11 protein-coding genes are annotated in these 18,065 nt (G+C 70.5%); 3 read left to right on the forward strand and 8 right to left on the reverse strand.

The features are described from left to right. Positions 1-50: 50 nt before the first annotated feature. The gene (locus tag ABD292_RS09925) at positions 51-2,762 is read right to left on the reverse strand and encodes an AAA family ATPase (protein WP_344206775.1); all 2,712 of its coding nucleotides are present in this window, start codon (positions 2,760-2,762) and stop codon (positions 51-53) included. 104 nt (positions 2,763-2,866) lie between these two features. Beyond that, the gene (rox, locus tag ABD292_RS09930) at positions 2,867-4,294 is read right to left on the reverse strand and encodes a rifampin monooxygenase (protein WP_344206776.1); all 1,428 of its coding nucleotides are present in this window, start codon (positions 4,292-4,294) and stop codon (positions 2,867-2,869) included. 704 nt (positions 4,295-4,998) lie between these two features. Here rox and ABD292_RS09935 point away from each other — a divergent pair. Together ABD292_RS09935 and ABD292_RS09940 are read left to right on the forward strand one after the other, a co-directional pair. Then, on the forward strand, positions 4,999-5,691 hold the full coding sequence (locus ABD292_RS09935; RefSeq protein ID WP_344206778.1) for a DUF998 domain-containing protein: 693 nt from the start codon (positions 4,999-5,001) through the stop codon (positions 5,689-5,691). Between the two features lie 95 nt (positions 5,692-5,786). Further along, the gene (locus tag ABD292_RS09940; protein WP_344206779.1) at positions 5,787-6,431 is read left to right on the forward strand and encodes a hypothetical protein; all 645 of its coding nucleotides are present in this window, start codon (positions 5,787-5,789) and stop codon (positions 6,429-6,431) included. A 421-nt stretch (positions 6,432-6,852) separates the two neighbouring features. Here ABD292_RS09940 and ABD292_RS09945 read toward each other — a convergent pair whose 3' ends face one another. The 6 genes from ABD292_RS09945 to ABD292_RS09970 all read right to left on the reverse strand — a co-directional run bounded on the left by ABD292_RS09945 (position 6,853) and on the right by ABD292_RS09970 (position 16,577). Beyond that, positions 6,853-10,074 (reverse strand): glycosyl hydrolase family 95 catalytic domain-containing protein, encoded by a 3,222-nt coding sequence (locus ABD292_RS09945; RefSeq protein WP_344206780.1) that lies wholly within the window; start codon positions 10,072-10,074, stop codon positions 6,853-6,855. 531 nt (positions 10,075-10,605) lie between these two features. Next, positions 10,606-10,779, reverse strand: a complete 174-nt coding sequence (locus tag ABD292_RS09950; RefSeq protein WP_344206781.1) for a hypothetical protein — start codon at positions 10,777-10,779, stop codon at positions 10,606-10,608. Between the two features lie 134 nt (positions 10,780-10,913). Beyond that, positions 10,914-11,348 carry a hypothetical protein gene (locus tag ABD292_RS09955; protein WP_344206782.1) on the reverse strand — a complete coding sequence of 145 codons (435 nt, stop codon included), beginning with the start codon at positions 11,346-11,348 and terminating at the stop codon, positions 10,914-10,916. Next, positions 11,297-14,122, reverse strand: a complete 2,826-nt coding sequence (locus tag ABD292_RS09960) for a glycosyl hydrolase family 95 catalytic domain-containing protein (protein WP_344206783.1) — start codon at positions 14,120-14,122, stop codon at positions 11,297-11,299. The genes ABD292_RS09955 and ABD292_RS09960 overlap by 52 nt, the downstream gene beginning before the upstream one ends. 88 nt (positions 14,123-14,210) lie before the next feature. After that, positions 14,211-15,566, reverse strand: a complete 1,356-nt coding sequence (locus tag ABD292_RS09965; protein WP_344206784.1) for a lectin — start codon at positions 15,564-15,566, stop codon at positions 14,211-14,213. Positions 15,567-15,887: 321 nt separating this feature from the next. Further along, positions 15,888-16,577 carry a FadR/GntR family transcriptional regulator gene (locus tag ABD292_RS09970; protein ID WP_344206785.1) on the reverse strand — a complete coding sequence of 230 codons (690 nt, stop codon included), beginning with the start codon at positions 16,575-16,577 and terminating at the stop codon, positions 15,888-15,890. A 329-nt stretch (positions 16,578-16,906) separates the two neighbouring features. Here ABD292_RS09970 and ABD292_RS09975 point away from each other — a divergent pair, with 329 nt between their 5' ends. Beyond that, positions 16,907-18,064 carry an ABC transporter substrate-binding protein gene (locus ABD292_RS09975; RefSeq protein WP_344206786.1) on the forward strand — a complete coding sequence of 386 codons (1,158 nt, stop codon included), beginning with the start codon at positions 16,907-16,909 and terminating at the stop codon, positions 18,062-18,064. Position 18,065 lies beyond the last annotated feature (1 nt).

Below are 18,065 nucleotides of genomic sequence, written 5' to 3' on the forward strand. Positions count from 1 at the left end.
GGCCGCCCTGCCGCCGCTTCCGTCATCCTGCTGGAGCCGCCGGGGCTCGCTTAGGTCATCAGGCCCAGTGCGGCCAGTTCACCGCGCGAGGAGACGCCCAGCTTGGGAAAGGCCTTGTACAGGTGGTAGGCGACTGTGCGCGGGCTCAGGAACAACTGCGCGCCGATCTCCCGGTTCGACGCCCCGGTGACGGCCAGCCGTACCACTTGGAGCTCCTGCGGGGTGAGCGCGGCCAGCAGGTCGCCGGCCTTCGCGCGGCGGGCCGGCGAGGCGCCGGTGGCGCGCAGTTCGGCGGCCGCGCGGGCGGACCACGGGGCGGCGTCCAACCGGTCGAACGCCTCCATCGCGGCCTCAAGCTGGATGCGGGCCTCGGTGCGCCGCTGGTGGCGGCGCAACCACTCGCCGTACACCAGGCGGGTCCTGGCCTGGTCGAAAGGCTGCTCGTGCTGCCCGTGCACGGCGAGCGCGCGCTCGTAGAGGCCCTCGGCCCGCTCGTCGGACGCCAGCAGCGCGCGGGCCCGATGCAGTACGGCGAGCGGACCGGGTTGCCCGACACCCTCGGCCCATGCCGCGTAGCGGCGCAGGACCTCGTCGGCGCGTCGCGGCGTGCCCGCCCTGACGGCCGCCTCGACGTAGTCCGGCCAGGCATACCCCCAGATGAACGCATGCCGCGAGGTGCCTTCCGTCGCCCTGTCCAGCCGGTCGAGCACCGCGTTGTGGCGGCCGAGGCCGAGGTCGAGGATCACGCGCCCGTACTCGGCCCACGTGCCGGCCGGCAGCCAGGACCTGTTGTCGGCGTGGCGCAGGGCTTCGGCGGTGCACGCCGCCCACTCCTCTTCCATGCCCGCGACCCCGTACAGCCAGGCTTGGACGCCTTCCAGATAGCCCCGCCAGAACGGCTGGCCGGCGTCGGCGGCCAGGCTCAGGCCCTCGGCCACCGTGGCGCGCGCGGACCGGTGACGCCCGTCGGTCAGCTGGGCGATGGTGAGGAGCGTCATGGCTTGAGGAAGGCGGCCCAGACGACCTTGCGCCCGGCACTCCTCGACCAGAGCGGCCGCGCCGGCGAGCATCTCTTCGCGTTCCGCGCGGACGAACGCGTGGAAGGTGATGACCATGCGGACCTCGAACGGCACGGCCACCAGCTCGCTCAAGCCGATGGGGAAGGCTGGAACGGGTGTGGTGTCCCCTTCCAGCATCGTGCGGAAGCCGCGGTTGATCGCGTGCACCGCGCCCGCGAGCCCGTCGCCGTCCGGTGTCAGCTCCTCGGTGCGGCGGGCCAGGGCGAGCTGATCGGGGTGGGGCGCGCTGGTCCAGGCGTAGAAGCCGGCCAGGCCGAGCAGCGAGAGCATCGTGGCGGGATCCGCCCTCTCGGCGCCTTCCTGCAGCAGCCGGACGGCCTCAAGCGGCCGGTCGGCCTCGAACGCGAGCTGTGCTCGCACCCGGGTGAGCTCGGCCAGGACCGACTTGTCCAGAGCGGACGAGCCCGCCTGCCGCTGCGCCGCGGCGACCAGCTCGGCGGCGCGCCGGCTCAGCCCCGCCTCGGCGGCGGCCCCGGCGGCGGCCGTCCATCGGCGTACGGCGTCGGCCGGGTCGGCGGACAGCTCGGCTGCCCGCGCGTACGCCGCCGACACCGTGGCCTGGCCGCCGCGCTGCAGAGCGCGCAGCGCCAGGCTCTCCAGCTCTCCGGCCACCCCCTCGTCCGGTTGCAGGGTCACCGCGGCCAGGTGCCAGGCGCGCCGGTCGTCGTCGACGGCTTCGGCCAGCGCCCGGTGCGCGGCCATCCGGGCGGCGATGTCGCAGGCCAGCAGCACCGCCGTACGTACCAGCGGATGACGGAAGACGACACAGGACGTGCTCACCTGGACCAGCCCCGCGCGCTCGGCCTCGGCGAAGTCGGTCACCGAGGCGTCGAGCCGGTCGAGCGCGCCGGTGAGGGCCTTGAGCTCGCCGCGATCGTCCAGGGCCGCGGCGAGCAGGCAGAAGCGGGTGGCGGCGGGGAGCTCGGCGATCCGGTTGCGGAAGCCCGCGAGCACCTTGTCCGTCACCGTCACCGGAGCGAGGGAGAAGGCCAGCGGGGTGAAGGCGCCCGCCCGTTGTTCGGGGCCGAGCATGCGGGGCAGCTCGATCAGGGCGAGCGGGTTGCCCTGCGCCTCGGTGACGAGCTGGTCGCGGGCGGCCAGCGGCAGGTCGGCCGCCTGCTCGGCCAGCAGTTGAGCCGCCGCGTCCGCGTCGAGCTTGCCCAGCCACAGCTCGGGCAGGCCGCCGCCGGGGAACGTGCCGCCGTCCTCCCGCGCCGCGAACAGAACGACGACGGGCTCGGCGTGCAGGCGGCGCGCGGCGAACACCAGCGCGTCGGCCGACTCGCTGTCCAGCCACTGCGCGTCGTCGACCAGGCATACCAGCGGCTCCTCCTTCGACAGCTCCACGAGGAGGCTGAGCGTCGCCAGGCCGACGAGGAAGCGGTCGCCCTGGGTCGCCTCGCCGAGGCCGAGCGCGCCCAGCAAGGCGTCCGCCTGCTGCGGGGGCAGCGCGGTGACGCCGTCGAGCACGGGGCGCAACAGCAGGTGCAGGGCGGCGAAGGGTAACTCGGCCTCCGACTCGACCCCGGTGACGCGCAGGACGCGACCGGACGTCCGCCTGGCGGCGTACTCCAGATGGGCCGTCTTGCCGATGCCTGCCTCGCCGCGCACCACCAGAGCACCGCCTGGCCCGTCGAGCAGCTGATCGATCCGGGCCAGTTCCGTCTGACGGCCGTGCAGCATGAGGATCCTCAGTAGTAGAGGGGCGCATCCACTCGATCGCCCAGAGGTGCACGACCTTCGCTGCGTCCAATCCGATCATATGGGCTTTCAGCGGATAATCCCGGTTATCTGGAGGGAGCGCCGAACCAGCGCGGCAGCACGCCGGCCAGCTCCGCCTGGTCCTCGCCGGCCCACGCCACGTGGCCGTCGGGGCGGAGCAGTACGGCGGGGACGTCCAGCTCGGCGCCGGGGTCGACGACGTGGTCCACGCGCTTCACCCAGCCCTCGGCCGAGAGCCGGCCGGTCCGGTCGAGCAGGAGGCCGCGGCCGGAGCGCGTCAGTTCGTAGAGGCGGCCGCGCTTCAGCCGGACGTCCCGCAACCGCCGCCCCACCAGCTCGGAGCCACCGCCGAGGTCGTAGCGGACACCGATGGCGGTGACCTGCTCGATGAGGTACGCGGTCACCTCGTCGAACTGCATCAGCCGTGCCAGCAGCCGCCCCACCGACCGGGGTCCCGGCTCGGCGGACATCAGGTGCATGCGCACCCGCGTGTCGTCCAGCACGGCGGCGGCCACCGGGCGGCGTTCGGCTTCGTAGGTGTCCAGCAGCCCGCCAGGCGCCCAGCCCGCGACCTCGGCGGCCAGTTTCCACCCGAGGTTGAACGCGTCCTGGATGCCGAGGTTGAGCCCTTGCCCGCCGGCCGGCGGATGGATGTGGGCCGCGTCGCCCGCCAGGAGCACCCGGCCGTCGCGGTAGCGTTCGGCCAGCCGGGTGGCGTCGCCGAAACGGGACAGCCAGCGCGGCGCCCGCACGCCGAAGTCCGTGCCCGCGACCGCCCTGAGCCCCTGCCGGAACTCCTCCAGCGTCGGCGGCACGGCACGGTCCTCGGCGACGCTCAGGGCGGGCACGATCACCCGGTACATCCCGTCGCCCAGCGGCAGCAGGCCGAAGCGCGGCTGGGTCTCGCGGATCCGCGCGACAGTGGCGGCGATCGTCCCGGGATCCTCGTCCGCCTCCATCTCGCCGAGCAGGGTGTCCAGTCTGCTCGGCTCGCCGGGAAAGCCGACGCCGAGCAGCTTGCGCACCGTGCTGCGCCCGCCGTCGCAGCCCGCGAGGTAGCGCGAGCGCAGCCGCGTGCCGTCGCCCAGTTCGGCGGTCACGCCGTGCTCGTCCTGGCTGAGGCCGGTCAGCTCGGCGCCGCGCCTGATCTCCGCGCCCAGCGCGGCGGCGTGCTCGGCCAGCAGGCGCTCGGTGACGGTCTGCGGGATGGCGAGGAGGTAGCCGTGCGCGGTGTCCAGCCCGGCGGGCGCGGGCCGATCGGCCCCGGCGAGGGAAGCGCGCAGCGGATGCCGCCGGCCGTGCGCGAGGAAGCGCTCCAGCAGGCCGCGCTGGTCCATCACCTCGATGCTGCGCACGTGCAGGCCCTGAGCCTTGGCGTACGGGGCCGGCTCGGCGTCCTTCTCCAGCACGAGCACCTGCGCGCCGTGCAGCCGCAACTCGGCCGCCAGCATCAGGCCGGTGGGCCCGCCACCGGCGATGATCACGTCGAACATATGCCGCCCCCCTGCGTTGTACGACTTCCGGTCCGGAAGTCTGGGGCATGACCCGGGCCTTGCCGCAAGCCCCGGGGGGCGCTATAGCTTGGAAGTGGCAGGGGGCGGCGTTCCTGCTTTCCAAGTGGACAGCCCTCCGGCGCGTTTTCTCAGGTCGGGATCCTTGTCCGACGCCGGCCTGAACATCGACCGGGTGACCGAGCATGCTCGGTGACAGGCGCCGCGGAATCATCTTGCCGTCCCGGGTGACTGGAGTTCGCGTACGTCGAGGCAAAGCCTCGCAGAGCAATGACCTGGGCGGATGTAGTCATCGGCAGGTGCGGCACCCAGCACGACCACGGCGGTCGACCGCCTGCTTGAACCACTCCACGAGGTCATCCCCGACCATCCGCCACTTCTTCAGGATTGACTTATATAAGTCGAGACTGAAATTATTGGGCCGCGCACGCGTTCGACGTGTTCGACGGCGCTCTAGGCACCTCAGGGAGGTCGGCATCTGGCTGGATCGTTTCCGCCAGTTCTGGAGCCAGCGCCTGGACGCGCTGGGCACCGAACTCGCACGCGCGCGGCGCGAGCGCCGCCACCCGCTTGACGAGACGCCGTCCCCGAAGGGACGCCCCGGCTCGAATGAAGAGGAAGAAGAAGAGTGATCGACATCGTCGACCGAATCACCGCCCCCCCACGGGCACGAAAGGAGTAGACCGATGAGGAAGAACCTCACCGCCACAGCGGCCGACGGCACGACACGGAGGCTGCTGACATGCGGCGTCGTCGCCGGCCCCCTCTACATCATCGCGGTCCTGCTGCAGATACTCACCAGGGACGGGTTCGACATCAGCCGCTACCCGGCCAGCATGCTGAGCAACGGCGACCAAGGGTGGATGCAGATCGCCAACTTCGCGGTCAGCGGCCTGCTGTTCGTGGCCGGAGCGGCCGGCCTGCACCGGGCTCGTGGTCCGGTGGGCTGGGACAGCACTTGGGGGCCGCGACTGGTCGGCGTCTTCGGCGCCGGGATGATCGCCGCTGCCTGCTTCTCCGCCGACCCTGCCGACGGCTTCCCGCCGGGGACGCCCGTCGGCCCGCCCACGAGCATGAGCACGCAGGGGATGCTGCACCTCCTCGTCTCCGGGGTCGCCTTTCTCGCGCTGATCGCCGCGTGTCTCGCGTTCGGCCGGCGGTTCGCGGCGGCCGGCCGTCGCGGCTGGGCCGCTCTCAGCATGGTGACCGGTGCGCTCTTCGTGGCGGCCTGGGTCTCGATCTTCGTCGTGCAGGGCTCCAGGGTGGCCAATGTCGCCTTCGCCCTCGCCATCGCGCTCGTCATGGCATGGGTGTCGCTCCTGGCGGAGTACCGGCTGGCTTCGATCCGGCGGGGCGGCATCGCCCTGACCGTGGTCTGAGTGGGCAGCCGGCCATTCGGAACCTCACGCTCGATCAACGCCGGCTGTGACACCTGCTCCCGCGCCTCCTTGCGTACCTGTCAATAACGTCGTCCATGTCGCGGCTTCTGACAGCCATCCTGCTGGCGCTCTCCCTGGCCGGCGTCTCCGCTCCTGCCTCCGTCGCCACAGCCGCGGCGGCCGAACCCAGCGGCGCCGGCACCTGCGAGAAACCCGGCCGGTACACGATCGAGGCGGACAACCGCGGCGACCAGATCCGCACCTCCACCGCACCGCTCGAACTCACTCTCATCATCGAACCACCTGCCGTGGACGTCGCCGCGCTCCCGCCGGCCGCCACCCCCAACGAGAGCGTCGAGCCGCTGGTGGAGGCGTCCGAGCCGACACGCGTGGTGGGCAGCGGCTCCTACGGCGACGGCCCCGTGCTCACCGACGGCCGCTACACCGACACCATGATCCCCGGTGAGGAGGCGTGCTTCCGGGTGCCGCTCACCTACGGGCAGCGGCTGACGTATCGGATCGAGGTGCCGGCGTTGGCGCAGGCACCGTGGACGTGCAAGGGGAGCCCGCGGGTGCGCCGACGTACGCCGACACGATCGGCCTGGGCTCGCCGGGCCGGCGCCGGTCCGAGAGCGCTGCCGCTGCTTCTGGCCCTGTCCACGGCCGCGCTCGGCGTCGCCACCGCCACGGCGATCTGGCTGGTACGGCGTACCCGCCGCCGCCCCGGAAACGACGTCTGAAATCATCACCCACCGGCACCGGACGCAGGCTCGCTGTCGCCGCCGGTGCCGCCGGCGTTCGATGCCGTTTTTCCCCGCCGAGGACGTGCGGGTCATCCTCACCCACGCTGCGTGGCCCAGGGCGAACACGATCCGCGAGCTGACTGGCGAACTCCCAGGTCAAGGACCCCCGACCTGATTTCGAGCGTCACAGGCCGGGGGCCGCGAGGGGGCGGCGATGTACCGCAGCGTGCTGGCCGGGCGCCGCATGCTGGTGGTGCTCGGCAACGCCGCCGCCGAGCCACAGGTGGAGCTGCTGCTGCCGGGCGGCCACGCGTGCGCGGTTCTGGTGACCAGCCGCAGGAAGCTGCCGGGGCTGGTGGGCTCGCACTTCACGGCATCGGAGGCGCTGCCCCTTGGCAGTGCCTCCGATGGCGCGAACCTACGCGGCGGTCAGGTCCCGCCAGGCCTTCACCTCCTCGGGAGTCAGCGCGCGGGCGAGTACGGCGGCCCGGTCGACGCCGCCGGTCAGCCGCTGCCCGCCGCCCTGGTCGGCGCCGAAGCGGAGCGGACGGGCGGTGCAGCCGGTGATGCCGTCGGAGGTGGCCTGGCCGGTCGCCTTGCGCTCGCCGTCCACGTACACGGTGATCGCGCCGGTGGACTCCAGGGTGACCACCAGGTCGATCCAGCGGCCGGTAGGCAGGGTCGTGTTCAGGCCGACGTTCGCGCCCGCGCCGATGAAGCGCAGCGTGTTGCCTGGGGTGACATCGATGAGGACGCCGTCGGTGCCGGGGTCGCCGGATGGCTGTGAGTCGAACAGCCGGCGGTAGCCGCTGCCGCCGATCTTGACCTCCGCCGCGAACGTCGCCTCCCGGACCAGCCCGAGCGAGGTCGCGCCGGTCGTCAGGTACGTGTTGCCGTCCAGCACCAGCCCGCTGCCGCTGGGCGCGGTCGTGTCATAGGCCGGGGCGCCGCCGGTGACGACGGCGTCGCGGCGATTGCCGGAGGAATCGTTGACCGTGCCGCCCTCCTTCGGATCCCAGGCGACCAGGACCGAGCCGGCCGGGGGCGGGGCACAGGGTTCCAGGGCTAGCACGGCACTGGCCGCGCCCGACCAGGAGTCGCCGGTGACAGTGGCGGCCAGCACGGCCTGCCGGGCGCCTTCGGCCGGTCCCGGAGTGATGGTGAAGGTCGCGGTGCGGGTCTTTCCCGGCGCCGTGCCGGGCAGGTGGCGGGTGGCCGGTACGACGGTCCAGCCCCGCGGGACGGTGAGCGTCACGTCGGCGGCCGGCACCGCACGGCGGCGGGTCGCGGTGATCGTGACCTTCGCCTCGAACGGCGTGCCCGGCGTGGCGGTGCCGGGTACGCGTAGGGCGACGGCGGCTTCGTTCTGGATCGTGTACGTCCTGCCCGCGCCGGCGTTCCAGCTCAGGGTGTCGCCGTCGCGGTGGGCGCCGATCTCGTGGCCCCGCTCGTCGTAGACGCGGTAGCGCCCGGCGATGAACGGCGACTTGACCTTGATCGGGCCGGAGTTGCCCGGGTGCAGGGTGACGGTGTCGGGCGCGCCGTCCTTCCAGGCGGCGTCCACGGTGACGCCGCCACGGGCGCGCAGGCCGCTCACCGAACCGTTCTTCCAGGCCGAGGGCAGGGCGGGCAGCACGTGCACCACGTCGTGCTGGCTCTGCACCAGCATCTCAGCCATGCCGGAGGTGGCGCCGAAGTTGCCGTCGATCTGGAACGGCGGGTGGGTGTCCCACAGGTTGTCCAGCGTGGACGCCTTCAACTGCTCGCTGAGCATCTTGTGGGCGTGGTCGCCGTCCAGCAGCCGAGCCCAGAAGTTGATCTTCCATGCCTTGGACCAGCCGGTCCCGCCGTCGCCGCGCGCGGTCAGCGAGACCTTCGCCGCCTCGGCCTCGGGGCTGCCGGTGGTGATCTGGTTGCCGGGGTGCAGGGCGTACAGGTGAGAGACGTGCCGGTGGGTGTCGGTCGCGGAGTCCCAGTCGGTCTTCCACTCCTGGAGCTGTCCCCAGGAGCCGACGCGCAGTCCGGGGTCCAGCTTGGCCAGTGCGCCGCTCACCTCCGCCTGGAAGTCCTCGTCCACGCCCAGCTTCCTGGCCGCGGCGAGGGCGTTGGTGAACACTTCCCGGACGATCTGCTGCGACATCGACGCGCCGGCCGAGAAGTCACCGTGCTCGGGCGAGTAGCTAGGGGAGACCACGAGCTTGCCGTCACGGGGGTCGGTGTGCAGGAAGTCGAGCCAGAACTCGGCGGCCCCCTTGATCACGGGGTAGGCGGTGTCGCGCAGGTACGCCGTGTCGCCGGTGAATCGGTAGCTGTCGTACAGGTGCTGGGTGGTCCAGGCCGCGGCCTCGGGGAACCAGAAGGAACTGGCGTAGTCGTGCACGCCGGTGAAACCGAACGGGTTGGTCTCGTTGTTGACCACCCAGCCGCGCGCGCCGTACATGTCCCGCGCCGTCACCCTGCCGGGCGCCACCATGGCTGAGATGTAGCGGTCGTACGGCTTGGTCGTCTCGTGGAGATTGGTCTGCTCAGCGAGCCAGTAGTTCATCTGGAGGTTGATGTTGACGTGGTAGTCGGCCGACCAGGGCGGGCTGGTGGAGTTGTTCCACACGCCCTGCAGGTTGGCCGGGAGCACGTCGTTCTCCCGGGAGGAGGAGATCAGCAGGTAGCGGCCGTAGGCGAAGAACAGCGTCTCCAACGCCCGGTCGTCGGCCGAGGCGCCGCCGGTGTAGTTCCTGCGCAGCCGGTCGGTGGGGATCGCGGGGGTCGAGCCGCCGAGGTCCAGTTTCACCCGGTCGAACAGTTTGCGGTAGTCGGCGACGTGCGCGGCCTTGAGCTGGTCGTAGCTCTTGGCGGCGGCGGCGTCCACCGCGGCGGTGACCTTGGTGTGCGGGTCATCGCCCCGGTAGGCCGGATAGGTGTCGGCGTAGTCGGTTCCGGCCGACAGCACGAAGACGGCGCTGTCGGCACCGGTGACGGTGATCTTGTCTCCGGCGTCGGTACGGGTGCCGCCCTGCGCGATCACCTGGATCTGGGCCTCGAACGTCATCTTGTTGTCGGCGAGCCGGCCCCGGATGGTGAGCCTGCCGCCGGAGGCCGCGACGGTCTTGTCCTGGCGCGGCGAGGTGTGCCGCAACGTGAAGGACACCTTGCCGCCCTGGTCGGCCGAGATCCGGCCGACGATGACGTTGCCGGGGTTGCTGGCGAAGTACTCGCGCTCGTGGCGCACGCCGCCGGTGGTGTAGCCGACGCGGGCCACGGCCTCGCGCAGACTCAGCTCGCGGCGGTACTCGGCGGGGTCCGCAGGGGCGCCGGCGAAGTCGAGGAACAGGTCGCCGAACGTCTGGTACGCGCCGAAGCCGGTTTTGGACTGGCCCAGCTTGGCAGCCACGGCGTTGGGCGCCATCTTGCCGTCCCGGTCGATCTGCTGCTGGACCTCGGCGATGGCGCCCGGCCGCGGCGTTCTCCAGTTGCCGAAGTCGTAGCCGGAGACGCCGGGGCCGCCGGTCCACAGGCTTTTCTCGTTGAACTGGAGTTGCTCGGTCGCGACGCCGCCGAACACCTTGGCGCCCAGGGGCCCGTTGCCGATGGGGAGCGCCTGAGTCTCCCAGTCGGTCGCGGGCTTGTCGTACCAGAGGGTCAAGTCATCGGGTGTCTGGGCGGCTGCGGCACCGGCCGCTGTGGGGGCGGACAGAGCGCCGACGAGCGTCAGCACGGCCATCAAGGCCGGGCCGAACCGTCGTCGTGGGGGGTGAGGCACGGATTCCTCCGATCACAGGAATTGATCCAAGGAAATATCAGTGAAATGCCCGACTAGCAAGGGTTAACATCCGATGTCTTGGGGTGCTGACGCGGTATCGCCTGGTCATCCCGGCCAAAAGGCCACTTCATGTCGGATGTCTCGGACGATGGCGGCGCCCTGCGTCGCCTACCGACGCGCGATCGAGCCGTCGCCGGACGGCGTCCCCAGACCGGTACGGGAGCAGGCCCGGCACGTCGCCACCACGTTCCACCTGCCCGCCCTCGGGACCCGCGTCCCACGATGCGGTTCGGCCCGGGCGGGCAACGGTGACAGAGGCGCCCGCGACGGTTGAGGGCCGACCTGTCTTCCTGCAGTCTTGGCATGCCGGGCACACATGATCCGGTGCCTGTGCCGCCGCCCGTCAGCGGGAGTTCAGAGCCCGATCGACGCCTGGGGACCGGCGTAGGTGCGCGGCAGGCTCGGCACGTCGGCGGCCGGGTCGAGGTGGTAGGAGTAGAAGCTCGTCGGGTTGAAGGCCGAGCCGCCGGTCTTGCCCTCGGCAGTTGGACGCCGCTGTCGGAGGAGTGGTCCGGTACGTCCACGCACTTGCCGCTGTTGGCGTTGACCAGGCCGTAGGCGCCGTTCTGGGAGACCCGGGTGATGTGACCGCGGCGTTCCAGCCGGTCCAGCACGACATCAGTACGCGGTTCTACGGTGTCGGGGCGGCGGTGGTGATTCGCCTAGTCGGCGGAGCGCAGGAGGATCGCCTCCAGCTCAGGGCCGGCGTCGGCCGCGCAGACGTACGTGAATCGTCCGGTCGCCGGCTCGACGAAGTACAGGCTCGCACGCTTGCCGCATTTTGCGCACCAGGCGTCAGGCCCGCCGCCGAGTTCGGCGAGGCCGACCTTGATCTCTGGGATAACGAAAGCCATGCGGGCAGCGTAGATCGGCATGGTCAGGACTTCCGGGGTGACAGCGCGTCTTGCGGAATCCATGCCCGTAGATTGTCCGACATGGGAGGTGACGATCCGCCCGACGCCCGGCCGCGGGCAGGGCATCGGCGGATCGCGCACCGCGCCCACGCCGTCATCTCTTCGTTCTGGTCCCGCGAGCGTCGCCGGGTTCACACGCCCGTGATGGTCCATTGGTTGTTGGTGCTGTTGTTCGGTGTCCACATGGCCACGGTGGAGCCGGACGTGGCGTTGCCCATGCCGTCGAGGGCCGTGCCGGTGCCGCGGTTGATGATCTGGTAGCGGTCGTTGCCCGTGCTGTTGAGGCGCCACTGCTGGTTGTTGCCGCCGTCCCACGCGGCCTGCCTGGCGTTGGCTCCGTTGGCGGTGTTGCCCCAGCTGTCGGCGACCATGCCGTTGGTACGGTTGACGATGCGGTACCACCCGCCGCCCAGGGCCACGAGCTGCCACTGCAGGTTGGTGCTGCCGTCCCAGTTCCACTGCTTGAGGTTCGCCCCCGAGGCGACGTTGCCGCCGCTGTCCAGCGCCAGGCCGGTGGTCGCGTTCGTGATCCGCACGTACGTCGCCGGCGGGGGGCCGGCGGATCCGGTCATGCGGTACGTACGACCGGCCTGGCCGCTCAGTCTGACGACGTCGTTCTCGGGTTTGGTGACGCTGACGGCATCGCCGGTCGTGGCGTCGACCACCTGGTAGGTCCCGGTGAAGATCCGGCCGCGCACGTTGACCGTGCCGTCGCGGTCGAACCTGACGAGGATCTCGGTGGGCCCGCCCGAGCTCCACGTCGCGTCCACGGTGTAGCCGCCGCGTCCGCGAAGACCCTGCACCTTCCCGCTCGGCCAGGCCGCCGGGAGCGCCGGCAGCACGTGCAGCTCGCCGTTGTGGCTCTGCAGCAGCATCTCGGCGATGCCGGACGTCGCGCCGAAGTTGCCGTCGATCTGGAACGGCGGGTGCAGGTCGAACATGTTGGGCGCGAGCCGGGCCGTCGTCACGAGGGCGCGGATCAGGTCGTGCGCCCGCGTGCCCTCCTCCATCCGCGCCCAGTAGTTGATCTTCCACGCCAGCGACCAGCCCGTGCCGTCGTCGCCGCGCAGTTCGAGGGTCCGCCGCGCGGCCGTGTAAAGCGCGGGTGTGCCGCGCTTGGTGATCTGGTTGCTGGGGTGCAGGCCGTAGAGGTGGGAGATGTGCCGGTGGTTCTGCTCGGTCTCGACCCAGTCGTACAGCCACTCCTGGATGTTGCCGCGTGAGCCCACCCGCATCGGCGGGAGGCGGTCGCGGGCGGCCAGGACCTGCGTACGGAAGCCGGCGTCGGTGCCCAGGAGTTCGCTCGCCCTGGCGCAGCCGTTGAACAGGTCCCGCAGGATCTGGTTGTCCATCGTGGGTCCGGCGCAGATGCTGACGCCCGCATGGTGGGTCAGCTCGGGGGAGTTCGACGGGTTCGTGACGAGGTATTTGAGGGTCGGTTCCTCCACGAGGGTCTCCAGGAAGAACTGCGCGGCCCCCTTCATGGCCGGGTAGTACTGCCGGAGGAAGTCGAGGTCGCCGGTGAAGAGATAGTGGTCCCAGATCATGGTGGCCAGCCACGCGCCGCCGGTCTGCCACATTCCCCAGGTCGCGCCGTCGACGACCGAGCTGCCCCGCCAGCCGTCGGTGTTGTGGTGGGTCACCCAGCCACCGGCGTTGTACTGCACCCGGGCCGTGCGGGCGCCGCTGACCGTGAGATCGTTGACCATCCTGAACACCGGCTCGTAGCACTCCGACAGGTTGGTCGTGTCGGCCGGCCAGTAGTTCATGGGCAGGTTGGCGTTGAGGGTGTACTTCGAGTCCCAGGACGGGGTCAGCGAGTCGTTCCAGATGCCCTGCAGGTTGGCGGGCTGGGTGCCGGGCCGCGAGGAAGAGATCAGCAGGTAGCGGCCGTACTGGAACAGCAACGCCGAGAACTGCGGGTCGTTGCCGCCGGCGTGCTGCGCGATCCGCACGTCGGTCGGCTGGTCGGCCGCCGCGGTACGGCCGAGGTCGAGCGTCGTGCGCCCGAACAGCCGCTGGTAGTCGGCGACGTGCCGGCCGCGCAGGTCGTCGTAGGTCCGGGTGACGGCGGCGTCGAGATGGCGCCGGGCGATGCCCTGATAGTCGCCGCCGACATCCTTGTAATTCACGTAGCCGGAGCCGATGGAGATCAGCACCGTCACGCTGTTGGCGGACCTCACCTGCAGGGTGCCGCCCGAGCTGCTGACACTGCCGCCTTCGGCGACGGCCCGGGCCAGCGCCAGGAACCTGACCTTGCCGGCCAGGCCCCTCTGGTCGCCGGAGACGCCGTCGAGCGCCACCGTCGTGCCGTCCGGGCTGGACCGCGTCGTCCGCTGCGGGCTGCCGAACGTCGCGGAGAACGTGATCGAGCCGGGCTTGTCGGCGGTCAGGCGGAGTGCGATCACCTGATCCGGCGCGCTCGCCAGCACCTCGCGCCGGTACCGTACGCCGTTTTGCAGGTACGTCACCGTCGTGGTGGCCGTGCTCAGGTCCAGGACCCGGTTGTACTCCGAGACCCCGGAGGCGCTGCCGAAGGTCAGTCGCAGATCGCCCACGGGCTGGTAGGCCAGCTGAGCCGAAGGGTTGCCCAGCATGTTCTGGTCGACGAGGGTCTGGGCCTGGCTCCACTGGTTCTGGAAGACCAGCTGCCGGATCTGCCCCAGCGCCGCCGCGCCCCTCGTGTTGCTCTGGTCGTACGGCCCGCCGGCCCAGATGGTGTCCTCGTTGAGCTGCAGCCGCTCGGTGTCGACGTTGCCGAACACCATGGCGCCGAGGCGGCCGTTCCCGATCGGAAGCGCGCGCAGCCACTCCGTTCCGGCGCTCTCGTCGTACCACAGGGCCAGATCGTTCGCGGCCCGCACCTCCGCGGGCGCCACCGACGCGGCCCGGGCCACGGCCGTCCACTGCAGGGGCAACAGCGCGGCACCGGCTCCCGCCGCGCCGAATCTCAGCACTTGTCTTCGCGATACATCGGCCATTTCGGTTCTCCAAGCCCGTGGGGGTGGACGTGCCTGCGTGCTCGTGGTCAGCGGTCCCGGCCTCTCAGGCGCGGGCCCACTTCTGGTTGGTGCCGCCGTGGCAGGCCCAGATCTGCACCTTGGTGCCGTTGGCGGTGCCGGACGCGGACACGTCCAGGCACTTGTTCGCGCCGACCGCGGTGATGGTGCCGTCGGTGTTGAGGCGCCATTTCTGGTTGTTCTGGCCGTTGCAGTCCCAGATGATCACGCTGGTGCCGTCGGCGGTTCCGGCGCCGTTCACGTCGAGGCACTTGCCGCCGTAGACCCGCAGCTCACCCGAGCTGGTGGAGGTCCACTGCTGGTTGGACTGGCCGTTGCAGTCCCAGATCTGCGTCTGCGCGCCGTTTGCCTGCGAGGCTCCGTTGACGTCCAGGCACCGGCCCGACGCCGCGCCCTTGAGCGCGCCTGACGTCGGCGGAGTGACCGTGACGGTCGGTGTCGGGTTCGGGTCGCTGCCTCCGAACTGCGTGAAGAAGTTCCACACCACCGGCCGGGTCCAGGAGTTCTCGCCGGGCTCGAAGTCGCCGGGCTTCCCGTCCACGGGACCGGGGGTGTGGCCGGCGTCGAACGCCGCCCAGGCGACCGGATAGCCCGCCCGGCATCCCGAGTAGTAGGTGACGACATGCGTCAGGCTGCCCTGCGCCGGCTCCGGCGGGTTCTGTGCGGTGCAGCCGTTGTTCCTGACGAACCTGTCACGCAGCGACCGGCCCGCGGAGATGTTGAGCACCGGATCCCTGAGACCGTGCAGTCCGATGTACGCGATGGGCTCGTTGCCGCCGCTGCACCCGCTGAGCTGGCCGCCGGAGTAGACCGCCACGGCGCGGAAGACCGTCGCCCTGGCGCACGCGAGCGCGTAGCTCATGCCGCCGCCGTAGCTGAAGCCCATGGCGAAGCGTTGGGAGGTGTCCACGCAGAGGTCCGCCTCGATGCGCCGGATCATGTCGTCGACGAAGGTGATGTCCTCGCCGCCCGAGTTGGCCCAGCCGTTGTTGAAGCCCTGAGGCGCGACGAAGATGGCGGTGTTGTTCGACAACGCCCTGAGCCCGTAATAGGACCAGGGGTATCCGCTGGTTCCGCCGCCGTCGACGTCGTTGGCGGTGCCGCCATTCCAGTGGAATCCGAAAATAAGCCTGTAGGGCGTGTTGTTATTGTAGTTGTCCGGAATTCTCAGGATGAAGTTACGGTTTTTCCCGCTGGTCGTTATCGACTGCGAACCGCTTCTCAGCGTCGGGGTCCTGCCGCATCCCGCGGTGCCCGCGAGGGCGCTCTCTTGCGCGGGGCGCTGGGACGCGCTGTCGCCCAGGGCCGCGTGCACCGTGGCCAGGGCGACGAGCAGGACGGCGGACGCGACAGCGGTGAAGAGGTGCCTGAGCCTCGACATCACGCGAATTCCTTTGCCGTTCTCGGGGGTGAAAAACGCAAAAGGGGAAGCAATTTCCACCGCCTTTGTTAGCGCTAACCTAACGCCGCCGTAAGAGGCTCTCCTTTCTTTCCTGTGGCTGGAGGCGATGGTGCAGCGGAGCAAATATGACCGTGACAAGACCTGTCAAGACCCGGCCTGCTCGACGTCGAGGGCCTGCGCGCGAGGCGCCCCCGTCGCTGCGGCGTCTGACCAGGAGAAGCGGCCGCGGCCAACGCTGACGGGCCGCGGTGAAACTTTCACCGCCCTCGACCGCGTCGGTTCCGAGGGCGCGGACGGGCGCTAACGCCGCAGCCGTACGGGATCGGCCGGGCCGCTGCGGCGCACGATCCAGGCCTCGGTGATGTGGTTGAACATCGCCTCGGCGGCGCCCGCGGGATCGTGGGCGGCGATGCGTTCGTAGATGCGGCGGTGGCCGAGGTTCGACGCCACGCAGAGCGCCCGCTCGGTCCGGCCCAGGTAGCGGGCGGTGCTGACGACCTGGCTTTCCAGCGCGCGTACGACGCCACGGGCGATGCGGTTCCCCGACGCCTGCATGATCGTGTCGTGGAAGGCGCGGTCGCTGTCGGCGTACGTCATCGGGTCGTCCACGAGCTCGTCCATCCGGTCCACCAGCGCCCGCAGCTGCTCCACGGTGTCCGGCCCGGCCACGCGGGCGGCGACGTTGGCCATGTCGGACTCCAGCACGCGCCGGGTGACGACGAGGTCGTCGAGAATCGCCAGGCTGTCTTCCGCGGCGATGGTCGCGGCGAGCACGAGCTCGTCGAGCATGTCCCACATCGCCGGCGGGGTCACCATGGTGCCGGCGCCCTGGCGGACCTGCACCAGCCCCTTCTCCTGGAGGATCTTCACGGCTTCCCGCACGACCGTGCGGCTCACGGAGAAGGCTTCGCAGAGCGCGGGTTCGGGGGGCAGTGAGGTCCCCGGCGGGTGCACCCCGCGGACGATGCGCTCCACCAGCTCGGCGGTCACCGCTCTGGCGAGGCTGGCAGGACGTCGTACCCAGGCCGGTGACGCCGGGACGCCGCCAGGCGCTTCCTGCGATGCCGTCATTGATCCCTCCGGTGGCCTGGCATGTGGCGACGCCACCGCGCCAGTATACGTCAGTCCCTATTGACGTTATACGTCATACGAATTATGTTTGCGCCTGGTCCAGCGGTCCTCTCGGGAAGCGGGCAGCGATGAAGCAGCGAGCATTGTGGTCGGCCTTATTGGTCATGGCGGTGGTCTCAGCCGGTTGCGGGAGCGCGGCCCGGACCCCGTCACCCTCCGGGGACTCGACGCAGAAGCAGCAGAAGCTCTTGGTCTGGGACTGGAAGTCCGGTGAACCGGCCGCGGCCGGCTACATCGAGAAGGCCAAGGCCGACTTCGCCAAGCGGCATCCAGGGGTCACCGTCGAGTTCGTCGCCCAGCCGTTCGACCAGTACTACACCCTGCTCGGCACGGCGATCCAGGCCGGCAAGGGGCCCGACGTCATGCTGTTCAACGGGGGAGGACAGATCCGCGACCGGGTCGACGCGCTCCTTCCGCTGGACTCGTACGTGGCCGAGGACAAGAGCCGGCTGGCGGGCTGGGACGCCTTCAGCAAGGACGGCAAGATCTACGCCGCGCCGGTGACCCTGCAGGGGCACCCGATCTACTACAACAAGACCCTCTACGAGAAGGCCGGCCTCGACCCGGCTGACCCGCCCAAGACCTGGGACGCGTTCGTCAACGGCTGCGCCGCCGTCAAGAAGGCGACCGGGGCCACCTGCTTCGCGCTCGGCAACAAGGAAGGCGCCGGAATCCAGTTCTTCCTGTCGGGCCTCGGGTCCGGCGTCCTGACGCCTCAGGAGTACGACGACTGGATCGCCGGGAAGCGCGACTGGACCTCTCCGAACGTGCGGCGGATCTTCGAGCTGTGGAAGGAGGCCGGCGACAAGGGGCTGAACAACGAAGGCGCCAACTCCACCGCGATGTTCACCGACATCTTCAGGGTCTTCGAGACCGGCAAGGCCGCGCACATCATCGGGCTGATGTCGGACGTCGGGCACTGGAAGGATTTCGGCGAGTTCCTGCCGCCCGACAAGATCGGCGTCATGCCGGCCCCCGTCGTCACCAGCGGAGCCACCCCGAGCCTTCCGTACGACGGCGGCATCGGCTACGCGGTCGCCAAGTGGACGAAGGACCCCGCGCTGGCCGCCGATCTGGTGCGCTCCCTGACCTCGACCGACGCCCTGACGGCGTTCTACTCGAAGGCCGGCGCGATCGCGTCCGACACGACGATCGACTTCGCGCAGGCCGGCCCGGCCGTCGCCGCGATCGCCTCCGAGATCAAGACCGGCAGGCCCGCACTGCACGTGGCGCTGTCCTCCAAGACCCTGGATCTGATGGGACGACTGTCCCAGCAGCTCCTGAGCGGTTCGACCACCGTGGACAAGGTCGTGGAGCAGCTGGCCGCCTCCGACCGGGCGGGCTGAC

The organism is Nonomuraea bangladeshensis (assembly GCF_039529455.1).
GTDB classification, from domain to species: domain Bacteria; phylum Actinomycetota; class Actinomycetes; order Streptosporangiales; family Streptosporangiaceae; genus Nonomuraea; species Nonomuraea bangladeshensis.

Coding starts and splice junctions, on each gene's coding strand:
- ABD292_RS09925 (WP_344206775.1), bottom strand. CDS start 2,762: ATGCTGCACGGCCGTCAGACGGAACTGGCCCGGATCGATCAGCTGCTC.
- rox (WP_344206776.1), bottom strand. CDS start 4,294: ATGTTCGACGTGATCATCGCCGGTGGCGGGCCCACCGGCCTGATGCTG.
- ABD292_RS09935 (WP_344206778.1), top strand. CDS start 4,999: ATGAGGAAGAACCTCACCGCCACAGCGGCCGACGGCACGACACGGAGG.
- ABD292_RS09940 (WP_344206779.1), top strand. CDS start 5,787: ATGTCGCGGCTTCTGACAGCCATCCTGCTGGCGCTCTCCCTGGCCGGC.
- ABD292_RS09965 (WP_344206784.1), bottom strand. CDS start 15,566: ATGTCGAGGCTCAGGCACCTCTTCACCGCTGTCGCGTCCGCCGTCCTG.